Annotated in this window: 23 protein-coding genes and 1 pseudogene; 12 read left to right on the top strand and 12 right to left on the bottom strand. The window is 74.9% G+C overall.

Annotation, left to right across the window (positions count from 1 at the left end; genetic code table 11):
- Positions 1–213: 213 nt before the first annotated feature.
- Entirely contained in the window at positions 214–2,328 is a 2,115-nt protein-coding gene (glgX, locus tag ABD358_RS24105; RefSeq protein ID WP_344633228.1) for a glycogen debranching protein GlgX, read from the top strand.
- A 170-nt stretch (positions 2,329–2,498) separates the two neighbouring features.
- Positions 2,499–4,961 (top strand): malto-oligosyltrehalose synthase, encoded by a 2,463-nt coding sequence (gene treY / locus ABD358_RS24100; protein WP_344633227.1) that lies wholly within the window; start codon positions 2,499–2,501, stop codon positions 4,959–4,961.
- 55 nt (positions 4,962–5,016) lie between these two features.
- On the opposite strand, the gene ABD358_RS24095 is transcribed toward treY, so the two are convergent.
- Complete coding sequence (locus ABD358_RS24095; protein WP_344633226.1) at positions 5,017–5,559, bottom strand: FHA domain-containing protein; 543 nt, start codon at positions 5,557–5,559, stop codon at positions 5,017–5,019.
- A gap of 351 nt (positions 5,560–5,910) precedes the next feature.
- Between ABD358_RS24095 and ABD358_RS24090 the strand changes: the two genes are divergently transcribed.
- Both ABD358_RS24090 and treZ read left to right on the top strand, forming a co-directional pair.
- Positions 5,911–6,843: a GNAT family N-acetyltransferase gene (locus tag ABD358_RS24090; RefSeq protein WP_344633225.1), complete on the top strand. Its 933-nt coding sequence runs from the start codon at positions 5,911–5,913 to the stop codon at positions 6,841–6,843.
- Positions 6,844–7,089: 246 nt separating this feature from the next.
- Entirely contained in the window at positions 7,090–8,829 is a 1,740-nt protein-coding gene (treZ, locus tag ABD358_RS24085; RefSeq protein WP_344633224.1) for a malto-oligosyltrehalose trehalohydrolase, read from the top strand.
- 142 nt (positions 8,830–8,971) lie between these two features.
- Here treZ and argG read toward each other — a convergent pair whose 3' ends face one another.
- From argG to ABD358_RS24060, 5 genes are all read right to left on the bottom strand, one after another.
- The gene (gene argG / locus ABD358_RS24080; RefSeq protein ID WP_344633223.1) at positions 8,972–10,396 is read right to left on the bottom strand and encodes an argininosuccinate synthase; all 1,425 of its coding nucleotides are present in this window, start codon (positions 10,394–10,396) and stop codon (positions 8,972–8,974) included.
- A gap of 222 nt (positions 10,397–10,618) precedes the next feature.
- A complete protein-coding gene (gene msrB, locus ABD358_RS24075) occupies positions 10,619–11,026 on the bottom strand; it encodes a peptide-methionine (R)-S-oxide reductase MsrB (RefSeq protein WP_344633222.1) in 408 nt (135 codons plus the stop codon).
- Between the two features lie 12 nt (positions 11,027–11,038).
- The gene (murC, locus tag ABD358_RS24070; RefSeq protein WP_344633221.1) at positions 11,039–12,442 is read right to left on the bottom strand and encodes a UDP-N-acetylmuramate--L-alanine ligase; all 1,404 of its coding nucleotides are present in this window, start codon (positions 12,440–12,442) and stop codon (positions 11,039–11,041) included.
- A gap of 235 nt (positions 12,443–12,677) precedes the next feature.
- On the bottom strand, positions 12,678–13,151 hold the full coding sequence (locus ABD358_RS24065) for an indole-3-glycerol phosphate synthase (protein ID WP_344633220.1): 474 nt from the start codon (positions 13,149–13,151) through the stop codon (positions 12,678–12,680).
- Positions 13,152–13,277: 126 nt separating this feature from the next.
- Entirely contained in the window at positions 13,278–14,114 is an 837-nt protein-coding gene (locus ABD358_RS24060; protein WP_344633219.1) for a pyrimidine reductase family protein, read from the bottom strand.
- A gap of 66 nt (positions 14,115–14,180) precedes the next feature.
- Between ABD358_RS24060 and zapE the strand changes: the two genes are divergently transcribed.
- From zapE to ABD358_RS24045, 3 genes are all read left to right on the top strand, one after another.
- Complete coding sequence (zapE, locus tag ABD358_RS24055; RefSeq protein WP_344633218.1) at positions 14,181–15,320, top strand: cell division protein ZapE; 1,140 nt, start codon at positions 14,181–14,183, stop codon at positions 15,318–15,320.
- Positions 15,321–15,478: 158 nt separating this feature from the next.
- Complete coding sequence (locus ABD358_RS24050; RefSeq protein WP_344633217.1) at positions 15,479–16,855, top strand: alkaline phosphatase PhoX; 1,377 nt, start codon at positions 15,479–15,481, stop codon at positions 16,853–16,855.
- Positions 16,856–16,967: 112 nt separating this feature from the next.
- Positions 16,968–18,035, top strand: coding sequence for a polysaccharide deacetylase family protein (locus ABD358_RS24045; RefSeq protein ID WP_344633216.1), 1,068 nt, complete (start codon positions 16,968–16,970; stop codon positions 18,033–18,035).
- Between the two features lie 94 nt (positions 18,036–18,129).
- Here ABD358_RS24045 and ABD358_RS24040 read toward each other — a convergent pair whose 3' ends face one another.
- A complete protein-coding gene (locus tag ABD358_RS24040) occupies positions 18,130–18,357 on the bottom strand; it encodes a hypothetical protein (RefSeq protein WP_344633215.1) in 228 nt (75 codons plus the stop codon).
- 74 nt (positions 18,358–18,431) lie between these two features.
- Between ABD358_RS24040 and ABD358_RS24035 the strand changes: the two genes are divergently transcribed.
- From ABD358_RS24035 to ABD358_RS24020, 4 genes and pseudogenes are all read left to right on the top strand, one after another.
- Positions 18,432–19,181, top strand: coding sequence for a peptidyl-tRNA hydrolase (locus ABD358_RS24035; protein ID WP_344633214.1), 750 nt, complete (start codon positions 18,432–18,434; stop codon positions 19,179–19,181).
- 105 nt (positions 19,182–19,286) lie between these two features.
- Positions 19,287–20,592, top strand: a pseudogene (locus ABD358_RS24030) (MbnB/TglH/ChrH family RiPP precursor modification enzyme).
- Positions 20,593–20,616: 24 nt separating this feature from the next.
- Positions 20,617–21,543, top strand: a complete 927-nt coding sequence (locus ABD358_RS24025; RefSeq protein ID WP_344633213.1) for a TIGR04222 domain-containing membrane protein — start codon at positions 20,617–20,619, stop codon at positions 21,541–21,543.
- A gap of 92 nt (positions 21,544–21,635) precedes the next feature.
- Entirely contained in the window at positions 21,636–22,427 is a 792-nt protein-coding gene (locus ABD358_RS24020; protein WP_344633212.1) for a TIGR04222 domain-containing membrane protein, read from the top strand.
- Between the two features lie 46 nt (positions 22,428–22,473).
- Here the strand turns inward: ABD358_RS24020 and ABD358_RS24015 are convergent, their stop codons facing one another.
- The 3 genes from ABD358_RS24015 to ABD358_RS24005 are packed head-to-tail and all read right to left on the bottom strand — an operon-like array spanning position 22,474 to position 23,692.
- Positions 22,474–22,653, bottom strand: coding sequence for a DUF397 domain-containing protein (locus ABD358_RS24015; RefSeq protein ID WP_344633211.1), 180 nt, complete (start codon positions 22,651–22,653; stop codon positions 22,474–22,476).
- A gap of 11 nt (positions 22,654–22,664) precedes the next feature.
- Positions 22,665–22,868, bottom strand: a complete 204-nt coding sequence (locus tag ABD358_RS24010) for a DUF397 domain-containing protein (RefSeq protein ID WP_344633210.1) — start codon at positions 22,866–22,868, stop codon at positions 22,665–22,667.
- A complete protein-coding gene (locus ABD358_RS24005; protein WP_344633209.1) occupies positions 22,865–23,692 on the bottom strand; it encodes a helix-turn-helix domain-containing protein in 828 nt (275 codons plus the stop codon). Before ABD358_RS24005 ends, ABD358_RS24010 begins: the two co-directional genes overlap by 4 nt.
- 509 nt (positions 23,693–24,201) lie before the next feature.
- Here ABD358_RS24005 and ABD358_RS24000 point away from each other — a divergent pair.
- Complete coding sequence (locus ABD358_RS24000; RefSeq protein WP_344633208.1) at positions 24,202–25,341, top strand: hypothetical protein; 1,140 nt, start codon at positions 24,202–24,204, stop codon at positions 25,339–25,341.
- Positions 25,342–25,403: 62 nt separating this feature from the next.
- Here the strand turns inward: ABD358_RS24000 and ABD358_RS23995 are convergent, their stop codons facing one another.
- Positions 25,404–25,613: a DUF397 domain-containing protein gene (locus tag ABD358_RS23995; RefSeq protein ID WP_344633207.1), complete on the bottom strand. Its 210-nt coding sequence runs from the start codon at positions 25,611–25,613 to the stop codon at positions 25,404–25,406.
- On the bottom strand, positions 25,610–26,458 hold the full coding sequence (locus ABD358_RS23990) for a helix-turn-helix domain-containing protein (protein ID WP_344633206.1): 849 nt from the start codon (positions 26,456–26,458) through the stop codon (positions 25,610–25,612). The genes ABD358_RS23995 and ABD358_RS23990 overlap by 4 nt, the downstream gene beginning before the upstream one ends.
- Positions 26,459–26,555 lie beyond the last annotated feature (97 nt).

Below are 26,555 nucleotides of genomic sequence, written 5' to 3'. Positions count from 1 at the left end.
CTGTGCACCGCCTTCCGGACCCGCTGTTCGATCAAGGAGCCTACTGCGCCCCCCGGAGGGACCGCAGCAGTATCCCCCCACCGAGTTCCTTTGTTCGTACGCTCGACCGGGGGAAGATAAATGTTGCGCGCGCCGGGCACGCCGGTACTGCGCGAGGATGCAGCGACGGACGGGTGCAAGAGACCGCGACAGGACGCGACAGGAAGAGTCGACATGCAGGTCTGGCCGGGACGGGCCTATCCCCTGGGGGCCACGTACGACGGCGCGGGGACGAACTTCGCCGTGTTCTCCGAGGCGGCGGAGCGCGTCGAGCTGTGTCTGCTGCACGACGACGGGTCGGAGACCGCCGTCGAGCTGCGGGAGTCCGACGCGTTCGTGCGGCACGCCTACCTGCCGGGCGTGATGCCCGGCCAGCGGTACGGCTTCCGCGTGCACGGGCCGTACGAGCCGGAGAAGGGCCACCGCTGCAACAGCGCCAAGCTGCTGCTGGACCCCTACGCCAGGGCGATGAGCGGGACGATCGACTGGGACGAGGCGGTCTACGGCTACCACTTCGGCGCCCCCGAACGGCGCAACGACCTGGACTCGGCCCCCCACACGATGGCGTCCGTCGTGGTGAACCCGTACTTCGACTGGGGCGACGACCGGCCGCCGCGCACCGACTACCACAAGACGGTGATCTACGAGGCCCATGTGAAGGGCCTGACCATGCTCCACCCGGAGCTGCCAGAGGACCTGCGCGGCACCTACGCGGCGCTCGGCCACCCGGCGATCATCGAGCACCTCACCAGGCTCGGCGTCACCGCGCTGGAACTGATGCCGGTGCACCAGTTCGTCACCGACCACCGGCTGGCCGACGCCGGGCTGGCAAATTACTGGGGCTACAACACCATCGGGTTCTTCGCCCCGCACAACGCGTACGCCTCCTGGGGCGACCGGGGCCAGCAGGTGCTGGAGTTCAAGCAGGCGGTCAAGGCGCTCCACCAGGCCGGGATCGAGGTGATCCTCGACGTGGTCTACAACCACACCGCCGAGGGCAACCATCTGGGGCCCACGCTGTCCTTCCGGGGTCTGGACAACGCCTCCTACTACCGGCTGGCGGACGACCCCCGCTACTACATGGACACCACCGGCACCGGCAACTCGCTGCTGATGCGCTCCCCGCACGTCCTCCAGCTCATCATGGACTCGCTGCGCTACTGGGTCACCGAGATGCACGTGGACGGCTTCCGCTTCGACCTGGCGGCCACCCTGGCGCGGCAGTTCCACGAGGTGGACCGGCTGTCGTCGTTCTTCGACCTGGTGCAGCAGGACCCGGTGGTCAGCCAGGTGAAGCTGATCGCCGAGCCGTGGGACGTCGGCGAGGGCGGCTACCAGGTGGGGAACTTCCCCCCGCTGTGGACCGAGTGGAACGGCCGCTACCGGGACACCGTGCGGGACCTGTGGCGGGGCGAGCCGCGCACCCTGGCGGAGTTCGCCTCCCGGCTGACGGGCTCCTCCGACCTGTACCAGGACGACGGGCGGCGTCCGCTCGCCTCGATCAACTTCGTCACCTGTCACGACGGCTTCACCCTCCACGACCTGGTGTCGTACAACGAGAAGCACAACGAGGCCAACGGCGAGGACAACCGGGACGGCGAGAGCCACAACCGCTCCTGGAACTGCGGGGTGGAGGGCGGCACCGACGACGAGGACGTGCTCGCCCTGCGCGGCCGGCAGATGCGCAACTTCATCGCCACGCTGCTGCTCTCCCAGGGCGTGCCGATGCTCAGCCACGGCGACGAGTTCGCCCGCACCCAGAAGGGCAACAACAACGCCTACTGCCAGGACAGCGAACTGTCGTGGGTGCACTGGCCCGAGCCGGGCGAGAAGCATCCCCTGTTCGAGTTCGTGCAGGCCATGGTGGGGCTGCGGCGCGACCACCCGGCGTTCCGGCGGCGGCGCTTCTTCCACGGGCGGCCGGTGGAGGGCACCCACGACGAGCTGTCGGACATCGCCTGGTTCACGCCCGAGGGCCAGGAGATGACCCAGCGGGACTGGCAGGAGGCCCAGGCCAGGGCGCTGACGGTGTTCCTCAACGGCAACGCGATCTCCGAGCCCGGCGAGCGCGGCGAGCGGATCACCGACGACTCCTTCCTGCTGATGTTCAACGCGCAGGACACCCCCCGCGCGTTCACGGTGCCGGTCGGCCACGGCAGCCAGTGGCAGGTGGTCGTGGACACCGCGCGGGAGGACGGGGTGCCGCCGGGCACCGGCCCGATGGTGAAGGCGGGGGCCCGGATCACGCTGGTCGACCGCAGCCTGACCGTCCTCCAGCGCCCGGCCTGACCGTCCTCCGGCGCCCGGCCCGGCCCTCCTTTGGCGCACGCCTGGACGCCCTCCGGCCCCCGCCGTCCGCTCTTCTCCCGCCCACCCGCCCGCCGTCCGTCCGGCGGGCGGGCGGTCACCCGCGCGGCCCCCGGTAGGTTCGCGCGCCGCGGGCCGGGAACATGCCGTACATGGCCTCCCCACCGTCCCCGCCGGCCGGGCGGTCCCCCCGGCCCGTTCCGACCGCCACCTACCGGCTCCAGCTCCAGCCGGAGTTCCCGTTCGCCGCCGCCGCGGCGGCGGTGCCCCACATCGCCTCGCTCGGGGTGTCGCACCTGCACCTGTCCCCGGTGCTGGAGGCGGTGCCCGGCTCCGCCCACGGCTACGACGTGACCGGGCACGCCCGGGTGCGCGAGGAGCTGGGCGGCGAGGAGGGCCTGCGGGCGCTGGCGCGCACCGCCCGGGAGCACGGCCTGGGCGTCGTGCTGGACATCGTCCCCAACCACATGGGCGTCCCCGCCCCCGAACGGCTCAACGAGCCGCTGTGGGAGGTGCTGCGCGAGGGCCCCGCGTCCCCTTTCGCCCGCTGGTTCGACATCGACTGGGAGGCCGGCGGCGGCCGTGTGCTGCTGCCGGTGCTCGGCGGGCGGCTGGGCGACGAGATGGCGGCGATGTCGGTGCGGAACGGCGTCCTGGCGTACCACGACCACCGCTTCCCGCTGCGCGAGGGCACCGAGCACCTGCCGCTGCCCGAGCTGCTGGACGCCCAGCACTACCGGCTCGCCTGGTGGCGGCTGGCCCGCACCGAGCTGAACTACCGGCGGTTCTTCACCATCTCCGACCTGATCGGCGTCCGCGTGGAGGACCCGGAGGTGTTCGCCGCGACCCACGCGTGCGTGCTGCGGCTGGTGCGCGAGGGCGTCGTGGACGGGCTGCGGGTCGACCACCCGGACGGGCTGGCCGATCCCGGGGGCTACCTGATGCGGCTCCACGAGGAGACCGGCGGGGCCTGGACGGTGGTGGAGAAGATCCTCGCCCGCGACGAGCGGCTGCCGGTGTCCTGGCCCGTCGCCGGGACCACCGGCTACGACGCGCTGCACCGGATCGACGGGCTCTTCACCGACCCGGAGGGCCTGGCGGAACTGACCGCCCTCCACCGGGAGTTCACCGGCGCCGCGGCCGACCTCGGCGGCGAGTGGGGGGCGACCGCGCGGCGGGCCGCGCGGGAGGTCGTCACCCACGACCTGGCCGCCGAGGTGGAACGGCTCACCCGTACGGCCGCGGCGGTGTGCGAGGCCGCGCCGGAGTCGGCGCTGCGCGACCACGCGCCCTGGGCGCTGCGCACCGCGATCCGGGAGGTGCTGGCGCGCGTCCCGGTGTACCGGCCGTACGTCGCCGCGGGCGGGCCGGTGGGCGCGGAGGACCGGGCGATGCTGGAGGAGGCGGCCGAGGGCGCGCGGGAGGCGTTCGCCGTGCCCGAGGAGGCCGCCTCGGTGGACGTGGTGCGGGACCTGGCGCTGGGGCAGTTGGGCGACGGCCCGGCGCAACGGGACTTCTGCACGCGGTTCGCCCAGGTCAGCGCGGCACTGCGGGCCAAGTCGGAGGAGGACCGGGCCTTCTACCGCTACACGCCGCTGCTGTCGGCGACCGAGGTCGGCGGGAGTCCCGGGCGGCCGCAGGTGGCGCCGGAGGAGTTCCACGCGTACTGCGCGCGGATCCAGCGCGACTGGCCGGCGACCGGCACGGTGCTGTCCACGCACGACACCAAGCGGAGCGCGGACGTGCGGGCGGCGATCGCGGTGCTGAGCGAGTGCCCGCGGCGGTGGGCGGACCTGCTGGAACGCGTGACGGAGGAGACCCGCCGCCTCGGCGGGGCGGAGGCGCCCGACCCCCATGTGGCGTGGACGGCGTGGCAGACGGCGTACGGGCTGGGCCTGCGCGCCCCGGAGCGGCTGGTGCCCGCGCTGCTGAAGGCCGTCCGGGAGGCGGGGCTGCGCACGAGCTGGACCGAGCAGGACCGGGAGTACGAGGCGGCCGTCGAGCGTTTCGTCACGGCCGGTCCGGGCGGGCCCCCGCTGGAGTCGGTCACCGCCTTCGCGGAGGAGCTGAGGGAGCCGGTGCGGGCCAATGTGCTCGGCGCGGCCCTGCTGCACCTGACCATGCCGGGCGTGCCGGACCTCTACATGGGCACCGAGGGCCTCTACGCCGCCCTGGTGGACCCCGACAACCGGCGGGTGCCCGAGTTCCCCGGCGTCCGCCCCGCCGGGGCGGAGGACGCCCTCGGGGGGGACGGGGAGGCGTCCGGCCGGCCCGCGGAGGCGCTGTCGCGCGAGAAGCGGCGGCTGACCGTGACGGCCCTGCGGCTGCGGCGCGAGCACCCCGAGTGGTTCGGCGCGTCGGCCTCGTACGAGCCGCTGCGCGCCGAGGGGCCGGCGGCCGGGCACTGCGTGGCGTTCACCCGCTCCGGTTCGGTCGCCGTGGTGGTCACCCGGCTCTCGCTGCGGCTGGCGGAGGCCGGCGGCTGGCGGGACACCTCGCTGGAGCTGCCGCCGGGGCGGTGGCGCGATCCGCTGGGCGGGCGGAAGGCGGAGGGGCGCTGCGCACTGGCGGAGCTGCTGGCCGGCTCCCCGGTGGCCCTGCTGGTCCGCGACTGACGGACCGGGGCCTCTCCGCCGGGGCCGTTCCGCCGGGCGTCCGGGTGAGGGCGGGTCAGCGGCCGGTCAGCCGGAAGCTGACCCGCCCGAACCGCACGTGGTCCCCCGGACGCACGCTCACCGATCCGGTCACCCGGCGGCCGTTGACCCAGGTGCCGTTGGACGACCCCAGATCGCGCAGCACCCAGCCCCGCGCCGAACTGTGCAGCTGGGCGTGCGTCCGGGACACCGTCTCGTCGTTGAGGCGCAGCATCGAGCCGGGCGCACGGCCGATGCTCATCGGGTACGGGCCGGGCGGGGGCAGCAGCAGCTCCGGCAGCCGCGCCGTCTGCCAGGCCCTCCGCAGCCGCCCGGGGAGCGCGGAGACCGTGCCGACCGCCCGGATGACCAGGGGTTCCCGCGGCTGCGGCCGCAAGTCGTGGACGGCGGCCTCGAGTTCGTCGGAGCGGCGGGCCGTCAGGATCAGTTCCATCCGGCGCTCGAAGGTGTGGTGCGACACCCGGCCGTGGGCCGCGCCGTCGCGCAGCAGCTCCATGGCACGCTCCCGGTCCTCGTCCGACGGGCGCGGCGGGCCCGCCCTGAACTCAAGAGATGCCATGACGGTTCATTCTCCGGACGCGGAGCGGGGCTGTCCAGCCTGCGCCCTCCCGCCCGGAGGGCGGGGACGGAACCGCGGCGCGGCGGCGCTCCGGGCCCCCGGAAGACCGCGGCAGCCCCGGAAGAAGCCCCGGGAAGACCCGGGAAGCCCCGGGAAGGGAGGGCAGGGAAAGAGGTGGACGCCCGCCGCCGTGTCCGGCTAGGTTTCCTGTCACGCCCCTGGACCGGAAAGGGAGGTGAGAGCCGTGCACGTCGTCCGCACACCTGCCGTCACGCGCTCCCGCCCCGTCCGCCGGGCGTCCCTTCGCTGATCGGGAGCGCGGCGACGTCCGCGTCCTCCGAAGGATTCCCCATGGCTTCTCCGGCCTCCACGGTCGTCCGCGCGCTCGCCGAGGGCGAGGCCCGCGCGCTGTTCACCTCCCTCCCCGACCCCACCTCCGCCCTGGTCGGCCGCTCCCTGCTGGGCCGGTCGTACGCCACCGTCGCCGAGGGCGGCGAGTACCGCCCCGAGTGGACGTGGGTGGCCCTCCGCGACGGTGAGGTCGTCGCGCGGGCCGCCTTCTGGGGCGGGCCCGACGACACCGAGCCGGTCGTGCTCGACTGGTTCGACTTCACCGACCGGGACGCCGCGGTGGAGCTGCTGCGCCGCGTCCCCTTCCGCGCCGAGTACGAGCTGATGCTGCCGCCGGACTGGCGCGGGCTGGACGCGGTGCGCGCCGCGGCCGAGGCCCGGATCGAGGCGGCCCGGGCGGCCGGTCTCGCGTTCCTGGTGGAGCGCTACCGCTATCTGTGGACTCCGGAGTGCGGGCTGCCGGAGCGGCCGGGGCGGCTGGAGTTCCGTTCCGTGCCGGACGGCGAGGAGGGCGACGGGTTCCTCCTGGAGGTGCTGCGCCGGATCCACTCCGTCACCCTGGACGCGCACGCCCGCCGCGCGATCGCCGTCGGCGGCGTCGAGCAGGCGGCGCGGGAGGAGCTGGAGTTCTTCCGCTGGTGCCCGTCGCCGCGCGCCTGGTGGCGGCTGGCGTACACGCCCGGAGGCGAGCTGGTGGGCCTCCAGATCCCGGCGCGCAACCCGTCCGGCCCCTGCGTCGGCTTCATCGGCGTGGTGCCCGGGCAGCGCGGCCACGGCTACGCCTACGACCTGCTGGTGGAGTGCACCCACCAGCTCGTCGCCGAGGGCGCGGAGAGGATCGCGGCGGCCACCGACGTGGCCAACACCCCGATGGCCGCGCACTTCGCCCGCGCCGGGTACCCGGTGGTTCAGCACCGCGTCTGCCTGGGGTGAGAGCCGGCGGTCATGGGGCGCCTCCCTCGACCTGCACGACGGACCTGCCGGGGCCGGCGCACTGAGCCGGCGCTTCCGGCGCCCGTACCGGCCGGCCGCGCACCGCTGCGGCGACGGGCCCTCCGCGTCGTCCGGCTCACCGGCTCACGGCGCCCGGCACCGCGCGGCGCCGTGTGATGCCGCGGTGAACCGGCCCGGAGCGGGCATGCTGGGTGACTGACGCGCCGTCGGCCGAAGGAGACGCCAGTGCTGTTCGAGGTGTGGGCACCCACCGCGCGCCGGGTCGCGCTGCACGTGGAGGGCGAGGAGCTCCCCATGGAGCGCGACCCGGGACGCGAGGGGTGGTGGCGGGCCGAGGCGTCCGCCGGGCACGGGACCCGCTACGGCTTCTCCCTCGACGGCGGGCCCGTGCGCCCCGATCCCCGCGCCCGGCGGCTGCCGGACGGCCCCGGGGGCCTCGCCGCGGTGGTCGACCAGGACGCGTACTCCTGGCGGCACGAGTGGGCCGGGCGGGACCTGGCGGGCGCGGTGCTGTACGAGCTGCACGTCGGCACCTTCACCGAGGCGGGCACCTTCGAGGCGGCGGCCGGGCGGCTGGGCCACCTGGCCGACCTGGGGGTCACCCATGTGGAGCTGATGCCGGTCGCCCCGTTCCCGGGCGTCCACGGCTGGGGCTACGACGGGGTGGCGCCCTGGGCGGTGCACGAGCCGTACGGCGGGCCGGACGGCCTCAAGCGCTTCGTCGACACCGCGCACGCCCACGGGCTGGGCGTGGTCCTGGACGTGGTTCACAACCACCTGGGGCCGTCCGGCAACTTCCTGCCGGAGTTCGGCCCGTACTTCACCGACCGCCACCACACCCCGTGGGGGGCGGCCGTCAACCTCGACGCGCCCGGCTCGGACGAGGTGCGGGCGTACTTCATCGGCAGCGCGCTGGCCTTCCTGCGCGACTACCGGCTGGACGGGCTGCGCCTGGACGCGGTGCACGCGCTGGTGGACGAGCGGGCCGAGCACTTCCTGGCCGAGCTGTCGGCGGCCGTGGACGCGCTCGCCGCCGAGCTGGGCCGTCCGCTGTTCCTGGTCGCCGAGTCGGACCGGAACGACCCGCGCACCACCGCGCCGCTCCACGCCAACGGCCTGGGGATGGACGCCCAGTGGGACGACGACGTCCACCACGCCCTCCACACCGCGCTGACCGGCGAGGCGCAGGGCTACTACGCCGACTTCGCCCGCGCCCCGCTGGCGGCTCTGGCCAAGACGCTGACCGGCGCGTTCTTCCACGACGGCGCCTACTCCTCCTTCCGGGGCCGCCGCCACGGCCGCCCGGTGGACCGCGGGGCCACCGAGGCGCGCCGCTTCCTCGCCTACGCCCAGACCCACGACCAGATCGGCAACCGGGCCCGGGGCGACCGGCTGGCCTCCCACCTCTCCCCCGGCCTGGCGGCCTGCGCGGCGGCGCTGGTGCTGTGCGGCCCGTACACGCCGATGCTGTTCATGGGCGAGGAGTGGGGGGCGCGCACCCCCTGGCAGTACTTCACGGACCACCCGGACCCCGAGCTGGCGGAGGCCGTGCGGCAGGGGCGGCGGCGGGAGTTCGCCGCGCACGGCTGGGCGGCCGAGGACGTCCCCGACCCGCAGGATCCTGCGACCCGGCTGCGTTCCTGCCTGGACTGGGAGGAGCCGCGCCGCGAGCCGCACGCCGCCCTGCTGGCCTGGTGCCGGGCGCTGATCGCGCTGCGCCGCGCCCATGTGTCGCCCCTGGTGAGGCTGTCGGACGTGCACGTGGACTTCGACGAGGAGCGGCGCTGGCTGTACCTGCGCCACGGCGGGCTCCACGTCGCGGTGCACCTGGCCGCCGAGGGCACCGCGGAGATCCCGCTGTCGGTGCACACGGCCGCCGAGCTGGCCTCGTGGGGGGTGTGCGAGCCGCCGGAGGGCGACGGGCTGCTGCGGCTGGGCCCGCACGCGGCGGCGGTGCTGCGCTGAGCACGGGCGGCGCGGCGCCGCCGGGGCCGGGCGGGCCGGGTGCGGCGCCCCTCACGCGGCTCCGGGACCGCCGCGCGGTGTGCGCGGCGGTCCCGGAGCCGTAAGGGTTGTACGGGGGCGTACCGGACCGGGCGGGGCCGGTTCAGTCCGTCCCGGACTCGATCGCCGCGTGGTCGAGCGCCTCGGACTCCACCGTCACGGCCTCCGCGTCGGCGTCGCCCGCGGCGATGGCCTCCGCGCCGCCCGGGGCCAGTTCGCCGATGATCCCGCCCCACTCGCCGAGCCGGCCGTGGGCGGCGTACTGCTCCAGCTTGTTCCGCGAGTCGGCGATGTCCAGGTTGCGCATGGTCAGCTGGCCGATGCGGTCGTCCGGGACGAACGCCGGGTCGTGGCTGCGCTCCATGGACAGCTTCTCGGGGTGGTAGCTGAGGTTCGGTCCCCGGGTGTCGAGCACGGAGTAGTCCTGGCCGCGGCGGAGCCGCACGGTGACGCTGCCGGTGACCGGGTGGCCGACCCAGCGCTGGAGGCCGTCGCGGAGCATGAGCGCCTGCGGGTCGAACCACCGGCCCTCGTAGAGCAGCCGCCCGAGCCGGCGCCCCTCGACGTGGTACATCGCGATGGTGTCCTCGTTGTGGATGGCGTTGAGCAGCCGCTCGTAGCAGACGTGCAGCAGCGCCATGCCGGGGGCCTCGTACACGCCGCGGCTCTTGGCCTCGATGATGCGGTTCTCGATCTGGTCCGACATCCCCAGTCCGTGGCGGCCGCCGATGGCGTTGGCCTCCCGCACCAGTTCCACCGCGTCGGCGAACTCGCGCCCGTTGATCCGCACGGGCCGGCCGTGCTCGAACTCCACGGTGACGTCCTCGGCCGGGACGTCGACCTCGGGGTCCCAGAAGCGGACGCCCATGATCGGCTCCACGATCTCCAGGGAGGCGTCGAGGTACTCCAGGCGCTTGGCCTCGTGCGTGGCGCCCCAGATGTTGGCGTCGGTGGAGTACGCCTTCTCCGCGGAGGCGCGGTAGGGCAGGCCGCGTTCGGCGAGCCACGCGGACATCTCGTGCCGGCCGCCGAGCTCCGCCACGAACGCCTGGTCGAGCCAGGGCTTGTAGATCCGCAGGTTGGGGTTGGCGAGCAGGCCGTAGCGGTAGAACCGCTCGATGTCGTTGCCCTTGTAGGTGGACCCGTCGCCCCAGACGGAGACGCCGTCCTCCTGCATCGCCCGCACCAGGAGGGTGCCCACCACGGCACGGCCGAGCGGGGTGGTGTTGAAGTACGTCTGCCCGGCCGACCGGATGTGGAAGGCGCCGCACGCCAGCGCGGCCAGGCCCTCCTCGACCAGTGCGGCGCAGCAGTCGACGAGGCGTGCCTGCTCGGCCCCGTAGGTGCGGCCGCGCTCCGGCACGGCGGCCAGGTCCGGCTCGTCGTACTGGCCGACGTCGGCCGTGTACGCGTAGGGGATCGCGCCGCGTTCACGCATCCACGCCACCGCGACCGCGGTGTCCAATCCTCCGGAGAACGCGATACCGACCCGTTCGCCGACCGGCAGCTTCTTCAAGACCTTCGACATGCGCGCACCCTAGACCCGCGTTGCGCGGGTTCCCTGTTCCGTGATGTGTGAGCGGCTCGGGAACAGCACCCGAGAACGACAACATGACATATTGTTGCACCGAAGCGCAAGACTATGCAAAGAGTTCCGCTCAAGGGGCCGGACGGCGCACGGCGTGTGCCGCCCGGCCCCGCCTCCCGGTGGGCGCGACCGGGTCCGGCGGGGACACGGCCCCGGCGGGGCTCAGCCCTCCTCGGGGACCAGCCGCAGGGAGACGGAGTTGATGCAGTAGCGCTCGTCCGTCGGGGTCGGGTAGCCCTCGCCGCGGAAGACGTGGCCCAGGTGGGAGCCGCAGCGCGCGCAGCGGACCTCGGTGCGGACCATGCCGTGGGAGCGGTCCTCCCGCAGTTCGACGGCCGAGGAGTCGGCCGGGTCGTAGAAGCTGGGCCAGCCGCAGTGGGACTCGAACTTGGTGTCCGAGCGGAACAGCTCCGCCCCGCAGGCCCGGCACTGGTAGACGCCGGTGGTCCTGGTGTCGGTGTACTCGCCCGTGAAGGGGGGTTCGGTGCCCGCCTCGCGCAGTACGTGGTACTCGAACGGGTCGAGCTCCCGCTTCCACTGCTCCTCGGTCTTGTCGACCTCGTACGCCATGGGGTGTCTCCTCTACTTCGCCAGACGGTCGAGGACGGTCGCGCCGAGTTCGGTGACGTCGCCCGCCCCCATGGTGAGAACGAGATCGCCGGGTCCGGCCATTCCGGCGATCAGCGCCGCGGCCTTCTCCTTGTCGTGCTCGGCCCGGGCGTCGGCCCCGGCGGCGAGGGCGGCGTCGACGACGACGGCGCTGGTGACGCCCGGGATCGGGTCCTCGCGGGCGGGGTAGACGTCCAGGACGACCGAGGCGTCTGCCAGGGCCAGGGCGCGGCCCATCTCGGCGCCCAGCTCGCGGGTGCGGCTGAACAGGTGGGGCTGGAAGATCACCAGCACCCGTCCGTCTCCGGCGGCGCCCCGGATGGCCTCCAGGTCGGCGGTCATCTCGGTGGGGTGGTGGGCGTAGGAGTCGATGACCCGCACGCCGCGCGCCTCGCCCTTGGGCTGGAGGCGGCGGTTGACGCCGGTGTACGAGCCGAGGGCGGCGGCCAGTTCCGCGGCCGGCAGGCCCAGGGCCGCGCCGGCGGCGAGCGCGGCGACGGCGTTGTGGGCGTAGTGGCGGCCGGGGACGGAGACGGCGAAGGTGTGCTGCACGCCGTCCAGGACGACGGTGACCTCGCTGGTCAGGCCCCGCGGGACGACCTTGAGGACCCGCACGTCGGCGTCGTCGGCCTCGCCGTAGGTGACGATCCGCAGGTCGCCGGAGCCCGCGGCGGCGCGGACGCGGGCGGTCAGCTCGCGGGCGCCGTCGTGGTCGGCGGAGACCACCAGGGTGCCGCCGGGGCGGATGCGTCCGGCGAAGGTCTCGAACGACTCGTGGATCTCCTCCATCGAGGCGTAGTTGGCGTGGTGGTCCAGCTCGACGTTGAGGACGATCGCCACCTCGGGGGCGTACTTGTGGAAGCTGCGGTCGCTCTCGTCGGCCTCGGCGACGAAGATCTCGCCGGCGCCGTGGCGGGCGTTGGTGCCGGGGCCGTCGAGGTCGCCGCCGATGGCGTAGGACGGGTCGAGGCCCATCGTGCCCAGGGCGACCGCGAGCATCGAGGTGGTGGTGGTCTTGCCGTGCGTGCCGGCGACGGCGATGGGGCGGGTGCCCTCCATGAGGGCGGCCAGGGCGTCGGAGCGGTGGACGACCGGCACGCCGCGCTCGCGGGCGGCGGCCAGCTCGGGGTTGTCCTCGCGGATGGCGCTGGAGACGACGACGGCGGTGGCGTCGGCGGCCAGGTGGGCGGCGGCGTGGCCGATGTGGACGGTGGCGCCCAGGGCGCGCAGCGCCTCGGCGGTGGCGGACTCCCTGGCGTCGCTGCCGGCGACCGTCGCGCCGCGCTGGGCGAGGATCTTCGCGATGCCGGACATTCCGGCGCCGCCGATCCCGATGAAGTGCGGTCGTTCCATCGCGGGCGGCAGGCCGGGCGCCATGCGGTGTCCTTTCGGGTGGGCCGGCCGGGTCGCGCTCTCGTGGTGAGCCCGCCCGCCGGAGCGTGCTGGTCGGACGTCTGTCGCGGGGGCGGGGTGTCCGGGCCGTGTGCCCGGCCGTCCCGCCGTGCCGCGCCGGGCGCGGTGCGCGCCGGACGCCGCCCAAGCCTATGCGAGCGCGTCCGCCGGCCGCAGTCGGCATGCGCCGCACGCCCGCGCCGCGCACGCCGGCCGCCGGCTACTGCTCCCCGTGGGCGAACAGCTTGAGCACCGGGACGCCGACCTTGTGGCGGGCCCGGGAGGCCCAGTCCCGGTGGAAGAACTCCTCGACCAGGTGCGGCGCGGTCAGCACGATCACCTCGTCCGCGCCGGTCTCCCGGACGACGGAGGCGAGCAGCTCCAGCGGGCGGTCCTGGACGATCTGCCCGACGGCCTCCGCGCCCGCGGCGCGGAGCGCCTCCAGCGAGTGCTCCAGGGACCGCTCCGCCGGGGAGACCGGGCTGTCCTCCTCCCTGTCCTCGGAGAGTTCGCGCACGGCGTCGTCCAGTTCGCCGAGCGCCACGTCGTCCAGGGCCCGCAGGAGCCGGTCCTGGTCCCCGCGCGGCTGCATCAGCACCACGAAGGACACGGGCTCGTCGCCGTGGAGGGTGGTGACGAGCTCCACGTCGGCGGGCACCAGCGGCTTCTCGATCATCAACACGGTGGTGAACACGTCAGGTGCCCTTCCTCCAGGCGGGCCTCCCGGCCCTGCGGAACCGTCACGCCCCTGACCGGGGCCGCACATTTCACTCTGCGTATCTCATACTGCGCACGTCACAGGTACCCCGGCGCACACACATCACCGCGCGCCCGGCACCGCGCCGATCCGCCGGTAGCGCGTGAAGAGGAAACCGCTCTCCTCCAGCACCGAGCGCAGCTCGTACTCCGTCGGCGCCTCGATGCCGGGGCCGTCGGTGATCCGCGAGGCGTCTCCCCCGGTGATCCGGGGGGAGACGGTCAGGCACAGCTCGTCCAGCACGCCCGCCGCAGCGAACCGGCCCAGCAGCCGGGGACCGCCCTCGGTGAGCAGCCGGGTGTGGCCGTGCTCGGCCAGCACGGCCGGCACCCGCGCCGGATCCACCGCGGCGCCCTCGCCCGCGTGCACCACCACCGCGCCGGCCTCGCGGGCCGCCGCCTGGCGGTCGGCCGGGGCCGCCGCGCCCGTGACCAGCAGCGTGGGCACCAGCGGCTCGGTGAACAGCGGCAGGGAGAAGTCCAGGTCCAGGCTCGCGCTGACGACCGCGATGGCCGGGGCCGGATGCTGTCCGGCCGCCGCGCGGCGGGCGGCGAACGCCTCGCGGCGGCGGGCGGGCCGGTACCCCTCCCGGCGTACCGTTTCCGCGCCGACGACCACGGCGTCGGCCAGGGCCCGCAGGACACCGAAGATCCGCATGTCGGCGTCCCCCGACAGCGGCTGCGAACGGCCCTGGTGGTGGGCGGCCCCGTCGAGCGAGGCGACCATGTTGCCGCGCAGCCAGGGCGTGCCGGGGGCGAGGACGGGATAGGCGTACGCGTCGGCGATCTCCTCCAGGCTCCACTGCCGGCCGTCCGGGCCGTCCGGTGGCGCCGGGGAGTCCGCCCCCTCCCGGGGTATGGGGGCCGCGGAGGACGTGGGTGAGGGGAGCAGGCGTCGCATACCGGGCAGTGTGGCACGGGCCACGGGCACGTTCCGCCCCCCGCCACGCCCCGTAGAGTGAGAAGGGTGTCGTCCTCCACTGCCCCCAGGCGTCCGATAGCCGACGAGAGCGCCCCGCTGTCCCTGTGCTCCCGCGAGCCCCACGTCCCCGCCGACCGGCTGGTGGCGGAGCTGGTTCCGCCGCCGCGGTTCGACTCGGTGCGCTTCGACAACTACATCCCCGACCCCGCGCAGCCCAGCCAGGCCGAGGCCGTGAAGGTGCTGGGCGAGTTCGCCGCCGGGCTCGGCGGTCCCCCGGCGGACGGCGGGGACGGGGGCGGCCTCCGGCGCTGGTTCCGCCGCGGCGGCCGGGGCGGTTCCCGGAGCGGAGGAGCGGCGTCCGGCGGGCCGCGCGGGGTCTACCTCGACGGGGGCTACGGCGTCGGCAAGACGCACCTGCTGGCCTCCCTGTGGCACGCCACCGACGCCCCGCCCGAGCGCAAGGCGTTCGGCACGTTCGTGGAGCTGACCAATCTCGTGGGCGCCCTCGGCTTCCAGCAGACGGTGGCCACGCTCGGCGGCCACCGGCTGCTGTGCATCGACGAGTTCGAGCTGGACGACCCGGGCGACACCGTCCTGGTCTCCACCCTGCTGGGCCGCCTGGTGGAGTCGGGCGTGGCGCTGGCCGCGACCTCCAACACCCTGCCCGGCAAGCTCGGCGAGGGCCGTTTCGCCGCCGCGGACTTCCTGCGGGAGATCCAGGGGCTGTCCGCGCACTTCCGCACGCTGCGCATCGACGGCGAGGACTACCGGCACCGCGGTCTGCCCGAGGCGCCGCCGCCCTTCGACGAGGCGGTGGTGACCGCCGCCGCGCACCGCACGCCCGGCGCCTCCCTGGACCACTTCCCCTCCCTCCTGGACCACCTCTCCCGCGTCCACCCCAGCCGCTACGGGGCCCTGTGCGACGGCGTGGAGATGGTCTGCCTGACGGACGTCCGGCCGGTGCCGGACCAGTCCACCGCGCTGCGCCTGGTCGTCCTCGCCGACCGGCTCTACGACCGCGAGGTGCCGGTGCTCGCCTCCGGGGTGCCGTTCGACCGCCTCTTCAGCGAGGACATGCTCAGGGGCGGCTACCGCAAGAAGTACTTCCGGGCGATCTCCCGGCTCACCGCGCTCGCCCGCGACGCGCGGCGGCCCGCCGAGCAGGCCGGGGCGGCGAAGGGCTGACGGGATCGGCGGGGGCCGGTGGGGCGCGGGGGCGGCCGGCGGGGCGCGTACGCCGGGCGGGTCGCGCGGGGTTCCCCGGGCCGCGCCTGGTTCCCGCTGAGCGGACGCCGTGGTAGACCAGCCGGGACATCGTCCTGTCCGCCAGCAGGGAGTCGCCCATGTCTGCAACGCGACGCCAAGTCCTGGGAAGCGCCGGTGCCATGGGAGCGGGCATCGTCTTCGCGGGTGCCGTCTCCGAACTGTTCGCCGGTACCGATCCCGCCCACGCCACCGGTGGCAGGGGCGGGTACGGTCCCCTGGTCCCCGATCCGAACGGTCTCCTCGACCTGCCGAAAGGTTTCCGCTACCGGGTGCTCTCCCGCGAGGGCGACCCCATGCGCTCGGGCGAGGGCCCGGTGCCCAGCAACCACGACGGCATGACCGCCCTGGCCGGCCCGGGTGCCGGCCGCGTCTGGCTGGTCCGCAACCACGAGAACAAGCCCAGCGGCGGCACGCACCGCGTCCCGGCCGTCAAGGGGCTGACGTACGACCCGGAGGGCCGGGGCGGCTGCACCCTGCTGGAGCTGGACCGGCACGACGAGGTGCTCACCGAGCGGGTCGGCATCGCGGGCACCGCCGTGAACTGCGCGGGCGGCCCCACTCCCTGGGGCACCTGGCTGACCTGCGAGGAGACCGAGGACAAGGCCGGCACCAACGGCTACGCCAAGGACCACGGCTTCGTCTTCGAGGTCGGCTTCCGGCCCGGCCACCGGACCGTCCCCGAGCCCCTCACCGCACTGGGCCGCTTCCAGCACGAGGCCGTCGCCGTCGACCCGCGCACCGGCGTCGTCTACGAGACCGAGGACGCCTTCGACCACCCCTTCGGCCTCTTCTACCGCTTCCTGCCCGACCGGCCCCGGGGCGGCTTCGACTCGCTGCGCGCGGGCGGCAGGCTGGAGGCCATGCGCGTGCCCGGCGTGCCGGACCTCTCGGCCGTCCCCGAACCCGGCACCGCCTTCGAGGACGTCGAGTGGGTGCCGGTGCCCGACCCGCTGGCGAAGCAGACCCCCATCCGCTTCCAGGACTTCGGCCGCGGCGGGATCACGCACGCGCAGAAGCTGGAGGGCTGCTACTGGGGACGGGACTCGGTGTACTTCGTCTCCAGCTACGCCCGCAGCTCCGAGGGGTCGGCCGCCGACCACTACGGCCAGGTGTGGCGGTACGAGCCGCGCCGCCGCAGGCTGACGCTGGTGGTCGTCTTCGGCCCGGACACCGCCGTGGAGCTGCCGGGCGACTCGCCGGACAACATCTGCCTGGCCCCCAGCGGCGGCCTGATGGTCTGTGAGGACGGCGGCGGCGCCCAGCACGTCTTCGGGGTGACCCGGGACGGCGAGGTCTACGCCCTGGCGCGCAACGCCCGCAACATCGGCACCCCCGAGGAGCCGGAGTACGGCGAGTTCGCGGGCGTCGCCTTCTCGCCCGACGGGCGCACCATGTACGTCAACTGCTACGAGCCGGGGACGACGTTCGCCGTCACCGGGCCGTGGCGGCACTGACGGCGGCCCGGGCGGCGCCCTGAGGGGCCGTCACCCGGACCGGGGGGTGGCGGCTGGTCCGACAAGAGCAGTACGCCGCGCGGCCGTGCCGGATCGTCGTTACGTTCCGATCATGACCGTCTCCGTGTGCCGTACCGCCGTACCCCTGACCGCCCTCGCCCTGGTCACCGCCGCGGTGGCGGGCTGCGCCGGCCCGGGTGACGACACCACCCGGGCCGGCGCCTCCCCGGCGGCGTCCTCCCCGGCGTCCTCTCCGGCCGCGTCGGCCGCCTCCGGCTCACCGGGCCCCGGCGGCACCGCCTCCGCCTCGCCCTCCCCGGCGTCCTCGCCCACCGGGTGGGCCGCCCTGCCCGCCTCCGCCAGCGGCCGCGTCCCCCTCTTCCGGCACGGACCGCGCGCGGTGGAGGAGGTCGAGGAGGCGGAGGACGACCGCCGGGAGGACCGCGAACGCGGGGAGGACCGCGAGCGCGGGGAGGCCGGGGACGGCGCGGGCGGCACCGACGACCCGGAGATCGGGGAGAAGAGCGAGGAGGAGAAGGTGGTCGCCCTGACCTTCGACGCCGCCCTCTCCCCCGAGGACGCGAAGCGCGCGGAGGACGGCGAGCGCCACGACAATCCGGCGCTGCTCGCCGCCCTGCGCCGGGAGAAGGCCCCCGCGACGTTCTTCCTGTCCGGCCTGTGGGCGGAGGCCCACCCCGGCCAGACGCGCGCCATCGGCCGCGACCGGCTCTTCGAGGTCGGCAGCCTCTCCCACTCCCACCGCGCCTTCACCCCCGACTGCGAGGGCCTGGAACCGCTCGACCCCGACCTGCGGCTCGCGGACGTGCGCCGGGGCCAGGAGGTGATCCGCGAGGCCGGGGTGGAGAACCCCACGCCGTACTTCCGCTTCCCCGGCGGCTGCGTCGACGACGGGGCCAGGAAGGCCATTGCCCCGGCCGGGGTGACGGCGGTGGCGGGGGACGTGGACGCGCGGGACGCCGGCGCCTCCGATCCGGAGGAGGTCGCCGAGCGGGTGCTGGAGGAGGTCAGGCCGGGGTCGGTGGTGATCCTGCGCTGCGACCGCGACAGGGCGCGGGCCACCGCGGAGGCGGTCCGCCGCCTCGTTCCCGAACTCCGCGAGCGCGGCTACCGCCTCGTCCGCGTCTCGGAGATGATCGGGCGGGCCCTGGGCCGCGACTGACCGCCCGGCCGGGCCTCCTGCCCGTCCGGGGCGGTGGCCGGTGCGCGGCCGGGGACGAGCCGGGCGGGGCGGCTGCGGCGTCCGGGTCCGCCGGTCAGGTGCAGGAGCAGGCGACGCGCTCGGCCTCCTGCCACTCGCACACCGGGCACAGCGTCGCGCCGGGCGTGCTCGCCGGGTGCTCCGTCGGCTCGCTGCACCGCACGCAGAACGCGCGCTCCTCCTGCTCGGCGGCCCCGGGCCGGGCGTCCTGCCCGTCCGGGGCGGCGGCCGGGGCACCGGCCGGGGCGGCCGGGGTTCCGCTCGGGGCTGTCACGGTCCTCATACGGCCGAGGGTACTCCCGGCCCCCGCCGTCCCTCCCGCCCGCCGCCGGCGGCCCGGCTGGCAGACTGAAAGGCGTGAACACGTCCGACAGCACCGCTCCCACCAGCCCCTTCGCGGACGCGGCGGCGCCCCGCGACACCGCCCCGCAGTACGTCCTGCCGCTCGTCGTCCGGATCGAGCGCGCCACTCCCCCGGCCCGCACCGACGCCCTCGAGACGGCGGCGCGCGCGGTGCTGACCCTGCTGTCGGACGAGCGGGTGACGGAGCCCGACGGCCCCTGGCACCGGGCGGTGCGCGACTGGGAGGACGCGCGCATCCGCAAGGTGGTGCGCCGGGCCCGGGGCGCGGAGTGGCGGCGGGCGGAGGCCCTGCCCGGCATCACCGTGACCGGCGGCGGCGAGCACCCGGCCGAGGTGCGGGTGTTCCCGCCCGTCCCGCTGGACGGCTGGCCCAAGGATCTGGCGCGCCTCCAGGTGTCCGGCACCGAACTGGCCGACCCCGGGCCGCCCGCCGGGCCCGCCCCGGGCACGCCCGTGCTGTGGCTCAACCCGAGGCTGGAGATGTCCGCGGGCAAGGCGATGGCCCAGGCCGGGCACGGTGCCCAGCTCGCCTGGTGGGAGCTGGACGACGAGGCCCGCACGGCCTGGCGGGAGGCCGGTTTCCCGCTCGCGGCCCGCACCGCCGAACCCGGCCGCTGGGAGTCCCTGGCGGACGGCGGCCTTCCGGTGGTGCGCGACGCCGGCTTCACCGAGATCGCCCCGGGTTCGGCCACGGTCGTGGCCGAGCATCCGGCGCTGCGCCGCGCGGGGGCGGACCGGGGCTGACGGCCCGGAAGCTCAGATGTACCTCTGAACCGGACGTACCGCGGTTGGCCGCACTCCCGTTCGGAGATGAAATCCCCACGGGGGAGTGAGCCGGAAGGGGGCGGCATGACGCGGCTGGGTACGGGGATCGGCTGGCGGCCGGAGATCGCCGCCGAGATCGACGCGCTGCCGGGCGTCGACTGGGTCGAGGTGGTCGCGGAGAACGTCTGCCCGGGCCACCTGCCGCCGGAGCTGGTGCGGCTGCGCGAGCGCGGCGCCACCGTGGTGCCGCACGGGGTCGGGCTGGGCCTGGGGGGCGCGGACCGGCCCGACCCCGGGCGGCTGGCGGCGCTGGCCCGGCGGGCCGAGGCGCTGGGTTCGCCGCTGGTCACCGAGCACATCGCCTTCGTGCGGGCCGGGGGGCCGCTGACGGGCACGCCGCTGCTGGAGGCCGGTCACCTGCTGCCGGTCCCCCGCACCCGCGACGCGCTGGACGTGCTCTGCGAGAACGTGGCGATCGCCCAGGACGCGCTGCCGGTGCCGCTGGCGCTGGAGAACGTCGCGGCCATCGTCCGCTGGCCGGACGAGGAGATGACGGAGGCCGAGTTCCTCACCGAGCTGGTGGAGCGCACCGGGGTCGGCCTGCTGATCGACGTCGCCAACCTCCACACCAACCACGTCAACCGCGGCGAGGACCCGGTCGCCGTCCTGGCCGGCCTGCCGCTGGAGGCGCTGGCGTACGTGCACGTGGCGGGCGGCGTCGAGCGGGACGGGGTGTGGCACGACAGCCACGCCCACCCGGTGCCCGAGCCGGTGCTGGCGATCCTGGCCGAGCTGTGCGCGCGCACCGACCCGCCCGGGGTGCTGCTGGAGCGCGACGACGCCTTCCCGCCCGCCGGCGAGCTGGCGGCGGAACTGGCCTCGATCCGGTCCGTCTTCGAGGGAGCGGCACATGCCTGACACCGGCACCGGCCCCCGCACCGGAACCGTCCCCGGCACCACCCCGTCCCCCTCCGGCACCGACGCGGCGCGGCGGCGGCTCGCGCACGCCCAGGCCGCCCTGCTGGAGGCGCTGGTGGCCGGCGCCCCCGCACCCGAGGGGTTCGACCGCGACCGGCTGCGCGTCCAGGCGCGGGCGCTGGCCGCCAAGCGCGCCTCCGTCGTCGCCAAGGTGGCCCCCGAGCTGCCGGAGATCCTGGGCGACGGCTACCGCGCCGCGTTCCTCTCCTACGCCCGGGGGCGCCCGATGACCGGCGGCTACCGCCTGGACGCCCTGCTCTTCGCCGAGCATCTGCTGGAGTCCGGCGCCCCGCTCCCCGAGGGCGTACGGCGGCGGCTGCGCCGCTGGCACCGGGACCGCTCCGGCCCGGTGCCGCCGCTCCGGCTGCGCCTGCGGCTGTGGCTGGGGCGGCTGCGGCGGACCGCGCCGTAGGAAGCCCGGCGGAGAGGAGGAGCGATGTCCCTGCCCGAGTTGTTCGAGCCGTCCCTGCTGCCCGAGCTGTCCGTGCTGTCGCTGTACGCGGTCCTCGCCGTCTCCTTCGCCCACCTGCTCGTCCGGCGTTCCCTGGCGCACCGGCGGCTGCCGCGTCCGCCCGCCGGGCAGCCGCCGGGTCTGTACGAGACGGCCTTCCTCGCGGGCGGTCCGGGCCGGGTGGCCGACACCGCGATCTGCGCGATGCACGCGGACGGCCGCCTCGGGCTGGACGACCACGCCCGGGTGTACGTGACGCGGGCCGAGGCGCACGATCCGGTGGAGGAGGAGCTGCTCGCCCTGTGCGGTCCCGGCGAGGGGGTGCGGGTGCGGCGGCTGCGCCCGGAGCTGGCGGCTTCCGCGTCCGTGCGGGCGTGCGGCGAGGCGCTCGTGCGGCGCGGTCTGCTGTACCGGCCGGAGGACCACCGGCGGTGGCGCCGTGCGGGCCGGATCCACCTCGCCGTCTGCGCCGCCGTCCTCGCCGCCGCCGCCGTTCCGCTGCTCGTGCCGGACGGCGGCGGGGTCCGGGCCCGGGCGGGATACGCGCTGGTGGCGGCCCTTGTGGCGGCGGTCGCCGTCCGCTTCCTCCGCCCCGGCGGGGGCCGGGCCGCTCCGGCGGGCCGCGCCCTCCTGCGCGAGCACTCGGCGCGGTGGCGGGAGAGCGGCCGGGCGGGGGCGGTGGCCGTCATGGGGACGCGGGCGATGACGGGCTCGGAGCAGTTCGCGCTGCGGAACGAGCTCCGCTGGGCGGCGGGGGCCGTCGCCTTCGGGCCCGGTTCGCCGGACGGCGGCTCCGGCTCCCCGGGGTACGGCTGCGGGTGCGGCTGGGACGGCTCCTCGGACGGCGGATCCGGGTCCGGCGGGGGTGGTTGCGGAGGCGGGGGCGGCTGCGGGGGCGGCGGCGGCAACTGACGACGCCCGCATGTCGAACCCCGCGCCGCGCCCCGTATCGGATATCGAAATCCCTATGGCGCTTCACCCGCACGGCCGGATAAGAACCACCCATGCGGGTGCTCTTCCTCCTCGCCGCCTGGGTCGTGGCCCTGGCCTCGTGCGTCCGGCTGTGCCGGGCCGTGCTGACGGCCGACGCGCCCGCGCCGCCCGCGAACGCCGCTGGTGACCTGACGCTCTACGAGACGGCGTTCCTCGCCGGCGGCCCCCGCCGGGTGGTGGACCTCGCCCTGGTCTCCATGGCCCGACGCCGCCTGCTGCTGCTCGCCCACACCGGCTGGGCGACCGTGGTCGATCCGCGCGGCGGCGACGACATCGAGCGCTCGGTCGTCACCGCCATCGGACCCGGCGGCCAGTCGCCGGTGCCGGCCGTCCGCGCCGCCGTGACCGCCGCGGAGGCCGTCCGCGTCCTCGGCGAGCGGCTGGTCGCGGCAGGGCTGGCGGTGCCGTCCGCGACGCGGGCGGCCGTCGCCGCCGCCGTGCGCCAGACACGGCTCGCGGCCGTCCTGGTGGCGGCGGTGGCCCTGGTGGCGGTGGCCCTGCTGCCGGGGGACGCGGACACGGGCGCGGCGGTCGCCTGGTTCGCGCTGCCGACTGCGCTGACCGTGGGCTGCCTGGCCATAGCGCGGTTCGAGGTGGGCCGGCGTGCTCCGTGGGCCTCCCCGGCCGGGGAGGCCCGGCTGCGCGCAGCGGCGGAGACCGCTGTGGAGGCCGCTGTGGAGGTCTCCGGTGCTCCCGGCCCGTACGAGGGCCTGGGCGACCGCGCCCTGCTGACCGTCCTGGCGCTGCGCGGCCCGTCCGCCCTGGCCGACCCGTCCCTGCGCGCGGCGCTGCGCGCCCGCTGAGCGGTCCCGGCCTCGTCGGCGAGTTCGGACGAACGGCTCGGGCGGCTTACCCGGCCGCGTGCGCCACGAACGCCGCCCACTCGTCCCGGCCGACCCGCAGCACCGGCCCGTCGCCCGCGGCCTTGGAGTCCCGCACGTACACGGCGTCGCGCCCGGCGGCCACCTCCACGCAGTCGCCGCCGTCCGATCCGCTGTGGCTGCTCTTGAACCAGTGCAGCCCGTCCACGTATCAGCCCCCTACCTCACGTGCGCCACGAACGCCGCCCACTCGTCCCGGCCGACCCGCAGCACCGGCCCGTCGCCCGCGGCCTTGGAGTCCCGCACGTACACGGTGTCGCGCCCGGCGGCCACCTCCACACAGTCGCCGCCGCCCGATCCGCTGTGGCTGCTCTTGAACCAGTGCAGCCCGTCCACGTCCTTGGTCACCCGCTCCACGCTCATGCCTCTCCCAGCAACCGTTTGATGAGCCGCGCAGACTCCACGCCGTTCAGGGCCTGCGATCGCAGCTTGCCATAACGCAACCCGAAGGCGCTGACCTCTGCCGAATCAGAGACGACGCATCCGACCTCCTGGGACTCGATGTACCCGAGCTGTCGGTGCTCCCTCGACTCCACCACCACGAACGGCCCGTTCAGTCCGGCGTGGAACCCAGGCCCGGCAGGCATCACCTGTACTTCCACGTTCCGCAGTTCGCCAACCTCCAGCAGGTGTTGCCACTGCCCGCGCATCACCTCCGCGTCGCCCACCGGGTTGCGCAGCGCCTCCTCGCTGATGATGAACGACAGCTCCGCGAGCGGCACCCGACTCAGCAGCTTCTGTCGGCTCAGCCTCGCCTCAGTGTGCTGGTCGATGATCTCCTCGTTCAGCGGCGGGCAGTGCCCGGCGAACACGGCCCGTGCGTAGCCTTCCGTCTGCAACAGTCCCGGGATCAGCAGCGGATCGTAGGAGAAGCGGCTGACGACCTCCGCTTCGATGAGGGCGAAGTTGCGGAAGAAGCGGGGCAGTTTGGCCCGGTCCACCTCGTCCTGGAGGACTTCCAGGGCTCCCCGCGCCTCCAGCACCCGGTCCGCCGCCGTCGTGAACGCGGCCTTCGCCGGCCGCCGCCCCTGTTCGACCGAGGCGACCTGCTCCATGGAGTAGCCGATGGCCTCTCCGAGCCGCTGCTGGCTCAACCCGGCCTGCCTGCGCAGGTGTTGGAGCAGCCTGCCGTAGGCCGACCACACACCCGGCAGCTCGCAGCCCTCCTCCTTCTCCTTCGTCCGCACCGCGCGACCGCTCCCCGTGTCCCGCACCGCCCTCACGTCCTTTCGTCCCCGAACGCACCCGCCCGTCCACTCCCCGGCGGCTCCCGTCGTCCGTCACCGCCGGGGTCATGCACAACGCGGCCTGCGAGGGCCGGGGCACGGCCCGGGACCCGTACAACGCCCGTACAGGGTCCCGTTGCAAGGCGCGCACCCCGGCCCAAGGGCCTCCCGGCCCGCCCATGCCCTGTCGCCCGTCGATCGTGAAGCTCAAATCCGGCCCAAGCGAAGCGACTTCCCTGCGCCGTCGTCCGGCTCCCTCGCCTTCCTGCACGCGACATCGGGGGAAGGGAAATGGCACTCCCGCCCGAGCCCTCACCCCATCGGGCGTCTCGGAACACGACCGCCCGGCCCGCCGGCGCTCTTGGCCCGGGCAGCAACGGCACGGCCCGATCGTGGCCGGAAAACGTCCGCTTCGTCCGCTCCGCCCCAGGAAAGGATGCGCTCGTCACTCAAGGCGACAAGGGGGTTGCGTGGGGTTCGGGCAGAAGTGGAAACAGTCCTTCGAGGAGAAGCTCGACGCCTGCGACGGAAAGCTCGACGGCATCGGCCAGGAAGTCGCGGCGGTCCGTGCGGCGCTCACCGAGGCGGCCGGCAAGCCGCCGCCGCAGCCGTTGGACCAGGAGCTCTACAAACTCCGGGAGGCGGTCTCCACCGGAACCATGGTCCTGCGGGAGGAGAACCGGGAACTGCGCCGACAGCAGGGGAAAATGCTCGGCGATCTGAAGGACCTGCGCCTGGAGGTCACCGGTGGCCGGGCCGGGGCGCACCCGCCGCCCACCCCGGCACCCCTCGAAGCCGACGAGGCCGAAAGCGAAACGGGGGAGGCGGCGGTGGACCCGCCGTCGGACCCGTCGAACGAATCCCCCGAGCCACAGGACGACCACCGACAGGAGCAGTACGTGGAGCAGCGGCAGGACGGCGACCGGCGGGAGCCCGAGGACGATGCCCCGGAACCCCCGGGCGGAGCGGGTCTTCACGGCGAGACCGCGGAGGCGCCGGACGAAGAGCGCGTGAGAGCGGCGAAGGAGGCCGCCGAGCGGGCTCTCCGACACCACTCCCCCACCCACGGCGCCGACCACGCCACGGCGCCCTCGGGAGGGAACGGCCCTCGGCCCTCCGACGCCCACGCGGCCGGAGACGGAGGCGAGCGGCAGCCGGAGCATGGTCGTCAGGCGCCCCGGGACCCACTGGTAGAGCACGCGGAGCTACTGCTGGCCGCCGCCGGGGTGTCACGCGCCGAGCTGATCTGCCACCGCGACACCTGGGAGTTCCTGCTCGTACAGGTCGCCCGGCACCCGCGCTTCCGCGTCCCGGACTCGGTCGAGAGCCTGGAAGGGGGAAGGGTGCGGACCCACCTGTCCGGACCGTCCCTCATCGCGGCCCTGATCAGTCTGTGGGAGACCCGCGACGCACCGAGCCCGACGGTGGACGCGGACTGGGCGCTGGCCGTCAGGTTCTACGACCGCATCCGGGACCGGCTGTCCGAGGCCGGACCCGGTGACGGCCGCCGCGCCGTCCGCATCGTCCTGGACGACGGAACCGAACCGGAGGAAGCCGAGGCGTCCGGCGAGGCCCCCGAGAGCTCCGTAGACGAACCGGACACGGAGTAACCCCGTCCGCCCGTGCTGCCCGGGTCCGGATGCCGTCCGGGCGGGGCAGCGCGGGAGCGGGTTCAGTACCGCGTCACGAGCGCCACGAACGCCGCCCACTCCTCCCGGCCGACCCGCAGCACCGGCCCGTCGCCCGCGGCCTTGGAGTCCCGCACGTACACGGCGTCGCGGCCGGCGGCCACCTCCACGCAGTCCCCGCCGTTGGGGCCGCTGTGGCTGCTCTTGAACCAGGACAGATCACCGGGCGCGCCGCCCTGCCGTTCGATGCTCATCTCTCCCCTGCCGCCCGCTCGATGAGGTCAGCCGAATCCTCGGCGTTGAGGGCCTGTGAGCGCAGCATCCCATACTGAAGCCAGAACTCGCTGACCTCGTGGCAGTCGGACCGGACGCTCACCACACCCTGCGATTCGATCACCACGAACCTCCGGCGCTGGGCCGTCTCCAGCAGGACCATCGGACCGCTGAGCCCGCTGTGGGCGGCCCTGCTGTTCGGCATCACCTGGATGTCCACGTGCCGCATGCGGCAGCACTCCAGCAGGTGGGCCAGTTGGGCCCGCATCACCCGCGTCCCGCCCACCATCCGGTGCAGCGCCACTTCCTCGATGATGAACGCGAAGACCGGGCAGGGTGCCGTGCGCGTCAGGAGGGACTGCCGCGCGAGACGTGCCGCGACGCGTTGCTCGACGATCTCGTCGTCGAGCGGCGGGAAGTGGGTGCGGATCAGGGCGCGGGCGTAGTCCTCCGTCTGGAGAAGCCCCGGGATCACAAGCTGGTCGTAGGCGAAGCGGCTCACCGCGTCCTGTTCCAGCGCCGCCACGTCCTGGAAGAAGGCGGGCAGTTGCGCGCGGTCCACGTCGTCCTGCAAGGCCCGCAGCGCCCCGTCGGCCTCCAGCACCCGTTCCGCCGCGTCGGTGAACGCCGCCTTGGCGGGCCGCCGTCCCTGCTCCACCGAGGCCACCTGCTCGATGGAGTAGCCGATCGCGTCCGCCAACGCCTGCTGGGTCAGACCCGCCCGCTCCCGGAAGAGGCGGACGAGTTTGCCGTAGGCGCTCCACGCCCCGGGACGGTTGCCGTTGCCGTCCCCGCCCGGCCTCACACGGTCGTTGTTCCGGCCCATCACTCCCCCTGGCCCGTCGCGGTGCACCTCCATGGCCAACCGCGACGGTGTCGGCCGGGTCACGGCCACCACCCGTACAAGCCGCGTACAAGGGCCC

The organism is Streptomyces glaucosporus (genome assembly GCF_039533345.1).
Classification (GTDB): Bacteria; Actinomycetota; Actinomycetes; order Streptomycetales; family Streptomycetaceae; genus Streptomyces; species Streptomyces glaucosporus.
The sequence above is the reverse complement of the archived record's forward strand: the minus strand, read 5'-3'. Positions and strand labels throughout refer to the sequence as shown.

What these genes read in the sequence shown, in the direction of transcription:
- treY (WP_344633227.1), top strand. Translation starts at nt 2,499, where the DNA reads ATGGCCTCCCCACCGTCCCCGCCGGCCGGGCGGTCCCCCCGGCCCGTT.
- ABD358_RS24020 (WP_344633212.1), top strand. Translation starts at nt 21,636, where the DNA reads ATGCGGGTGCTCTTCCTCCTCGCCGCCTGGGTCGTGGCCCTGGCCTCG.
- ABD358_RS24090 (WP_344633225.1), top strand. Translation starts at nt 5,911, where the DNA reads ATGGCTTCTCCGGCCTCCACGGTCGTCCGCGCGCTCGCCGAGGGCGAG.
- murC (WP_344633221.1), bottom strand. Translation starts at nt 12,442, where the DNA reads ATGGCGCCCGGCCTGCCGCCCGCGATGGAACGACCGCACTTCATCGGG.
- ABD358_RS24050 (WP_344633217.1), top strand. Translation starts at nt 15,479, where the DNA reads ATGTCTGCAACGCGACGCCAAGTCCTGGGAAGCGCCGGTGCCATGGGA.
- ABD358_RS24045 (WP_344633216.1), top strand. Translation starts at nt 16,968, where the DNA reads ATGACCGTCTCCGTGTGCCGTACCGCCGTACCCCTGACCGCCCTCGCC.
- ABD358_RS24095 (WP_344633226.1), bottom strand. Translation starts at nt 5,559, where the DNA reads ATGGCATCTCTTGAGTTCAGGGCGGGCCCGCCGCGCCCGTCGGACGAG.
- ABD358_RS23995 (WP_344633207.1), bottom strand. Translation starts at nt 25,613, where the DNA reads ATGAGCATCGAACGGCAGGGCGGCGCGCCCGGTGATCTGTCCTGGTTC.
- ABD358_RS24060 (WP_344633219.1), bottom strand. Translation starts at nt 14,114, where the DNA reads ATGCGACGCCTGCTCCCCTCACCCACGTCCTCCGCGGCCCCCATACCC.
- glgX (WP_344633228.1), top strand. Translation starts at nt 214, where the DNA reads ATGCAGGTCTGGCCGGGACGGGCCTATCCCCTGGGGGCCACGTACGAC.
- ABD358_RS23990 (WP_344633206.1), bottom strand. Translation starts at nt 26,458, where the DNA reads ATGGGCCGGAACAACGACCGTGTGAGGCCGGGCGGGGACGGCAACGGC.
- ABD358_RS24010 (WP_344633210.1), bottom strand. Translation starts at nt 22,868, where the DNA reads ATGAGCGTGGAGCGGGTGACCAAGGACGTGGACGGGCTGCACTGGTTC.
- ABD358_RS24025 (WP_344633213.1), top strand. Translation starts at nt 20,617, where the DNA reads ATGTCCCTGCCCGAGTTGTTCGAGCCGTCCCTGCTGCCCGAGCTGTCC.
- msrB (WP_344633222.1), bottom strand. Translation starts at nt 11,026, where the DNA reads ATGGCGTACGAGGTCGACAAGACCGAGGAGCAGTGGAAGCGGGAGCTC.
- argG (WP_344633223.1), bottom strand. Translation starts at nt 10,396, where the DNA reads ATGTCGAAGGTCTTGAAGAAGCTGCCGGTCGGCGAACGGGTCGGTATC.
- ABD358_RS24040 (WP_344633215.1), bottom strand. Translation starts at nt 18,357, where the DNA reads ATGAGGACCGTGACAGCCCCGAGCGGAACCCCGGCCGCCCCGGCCGGT.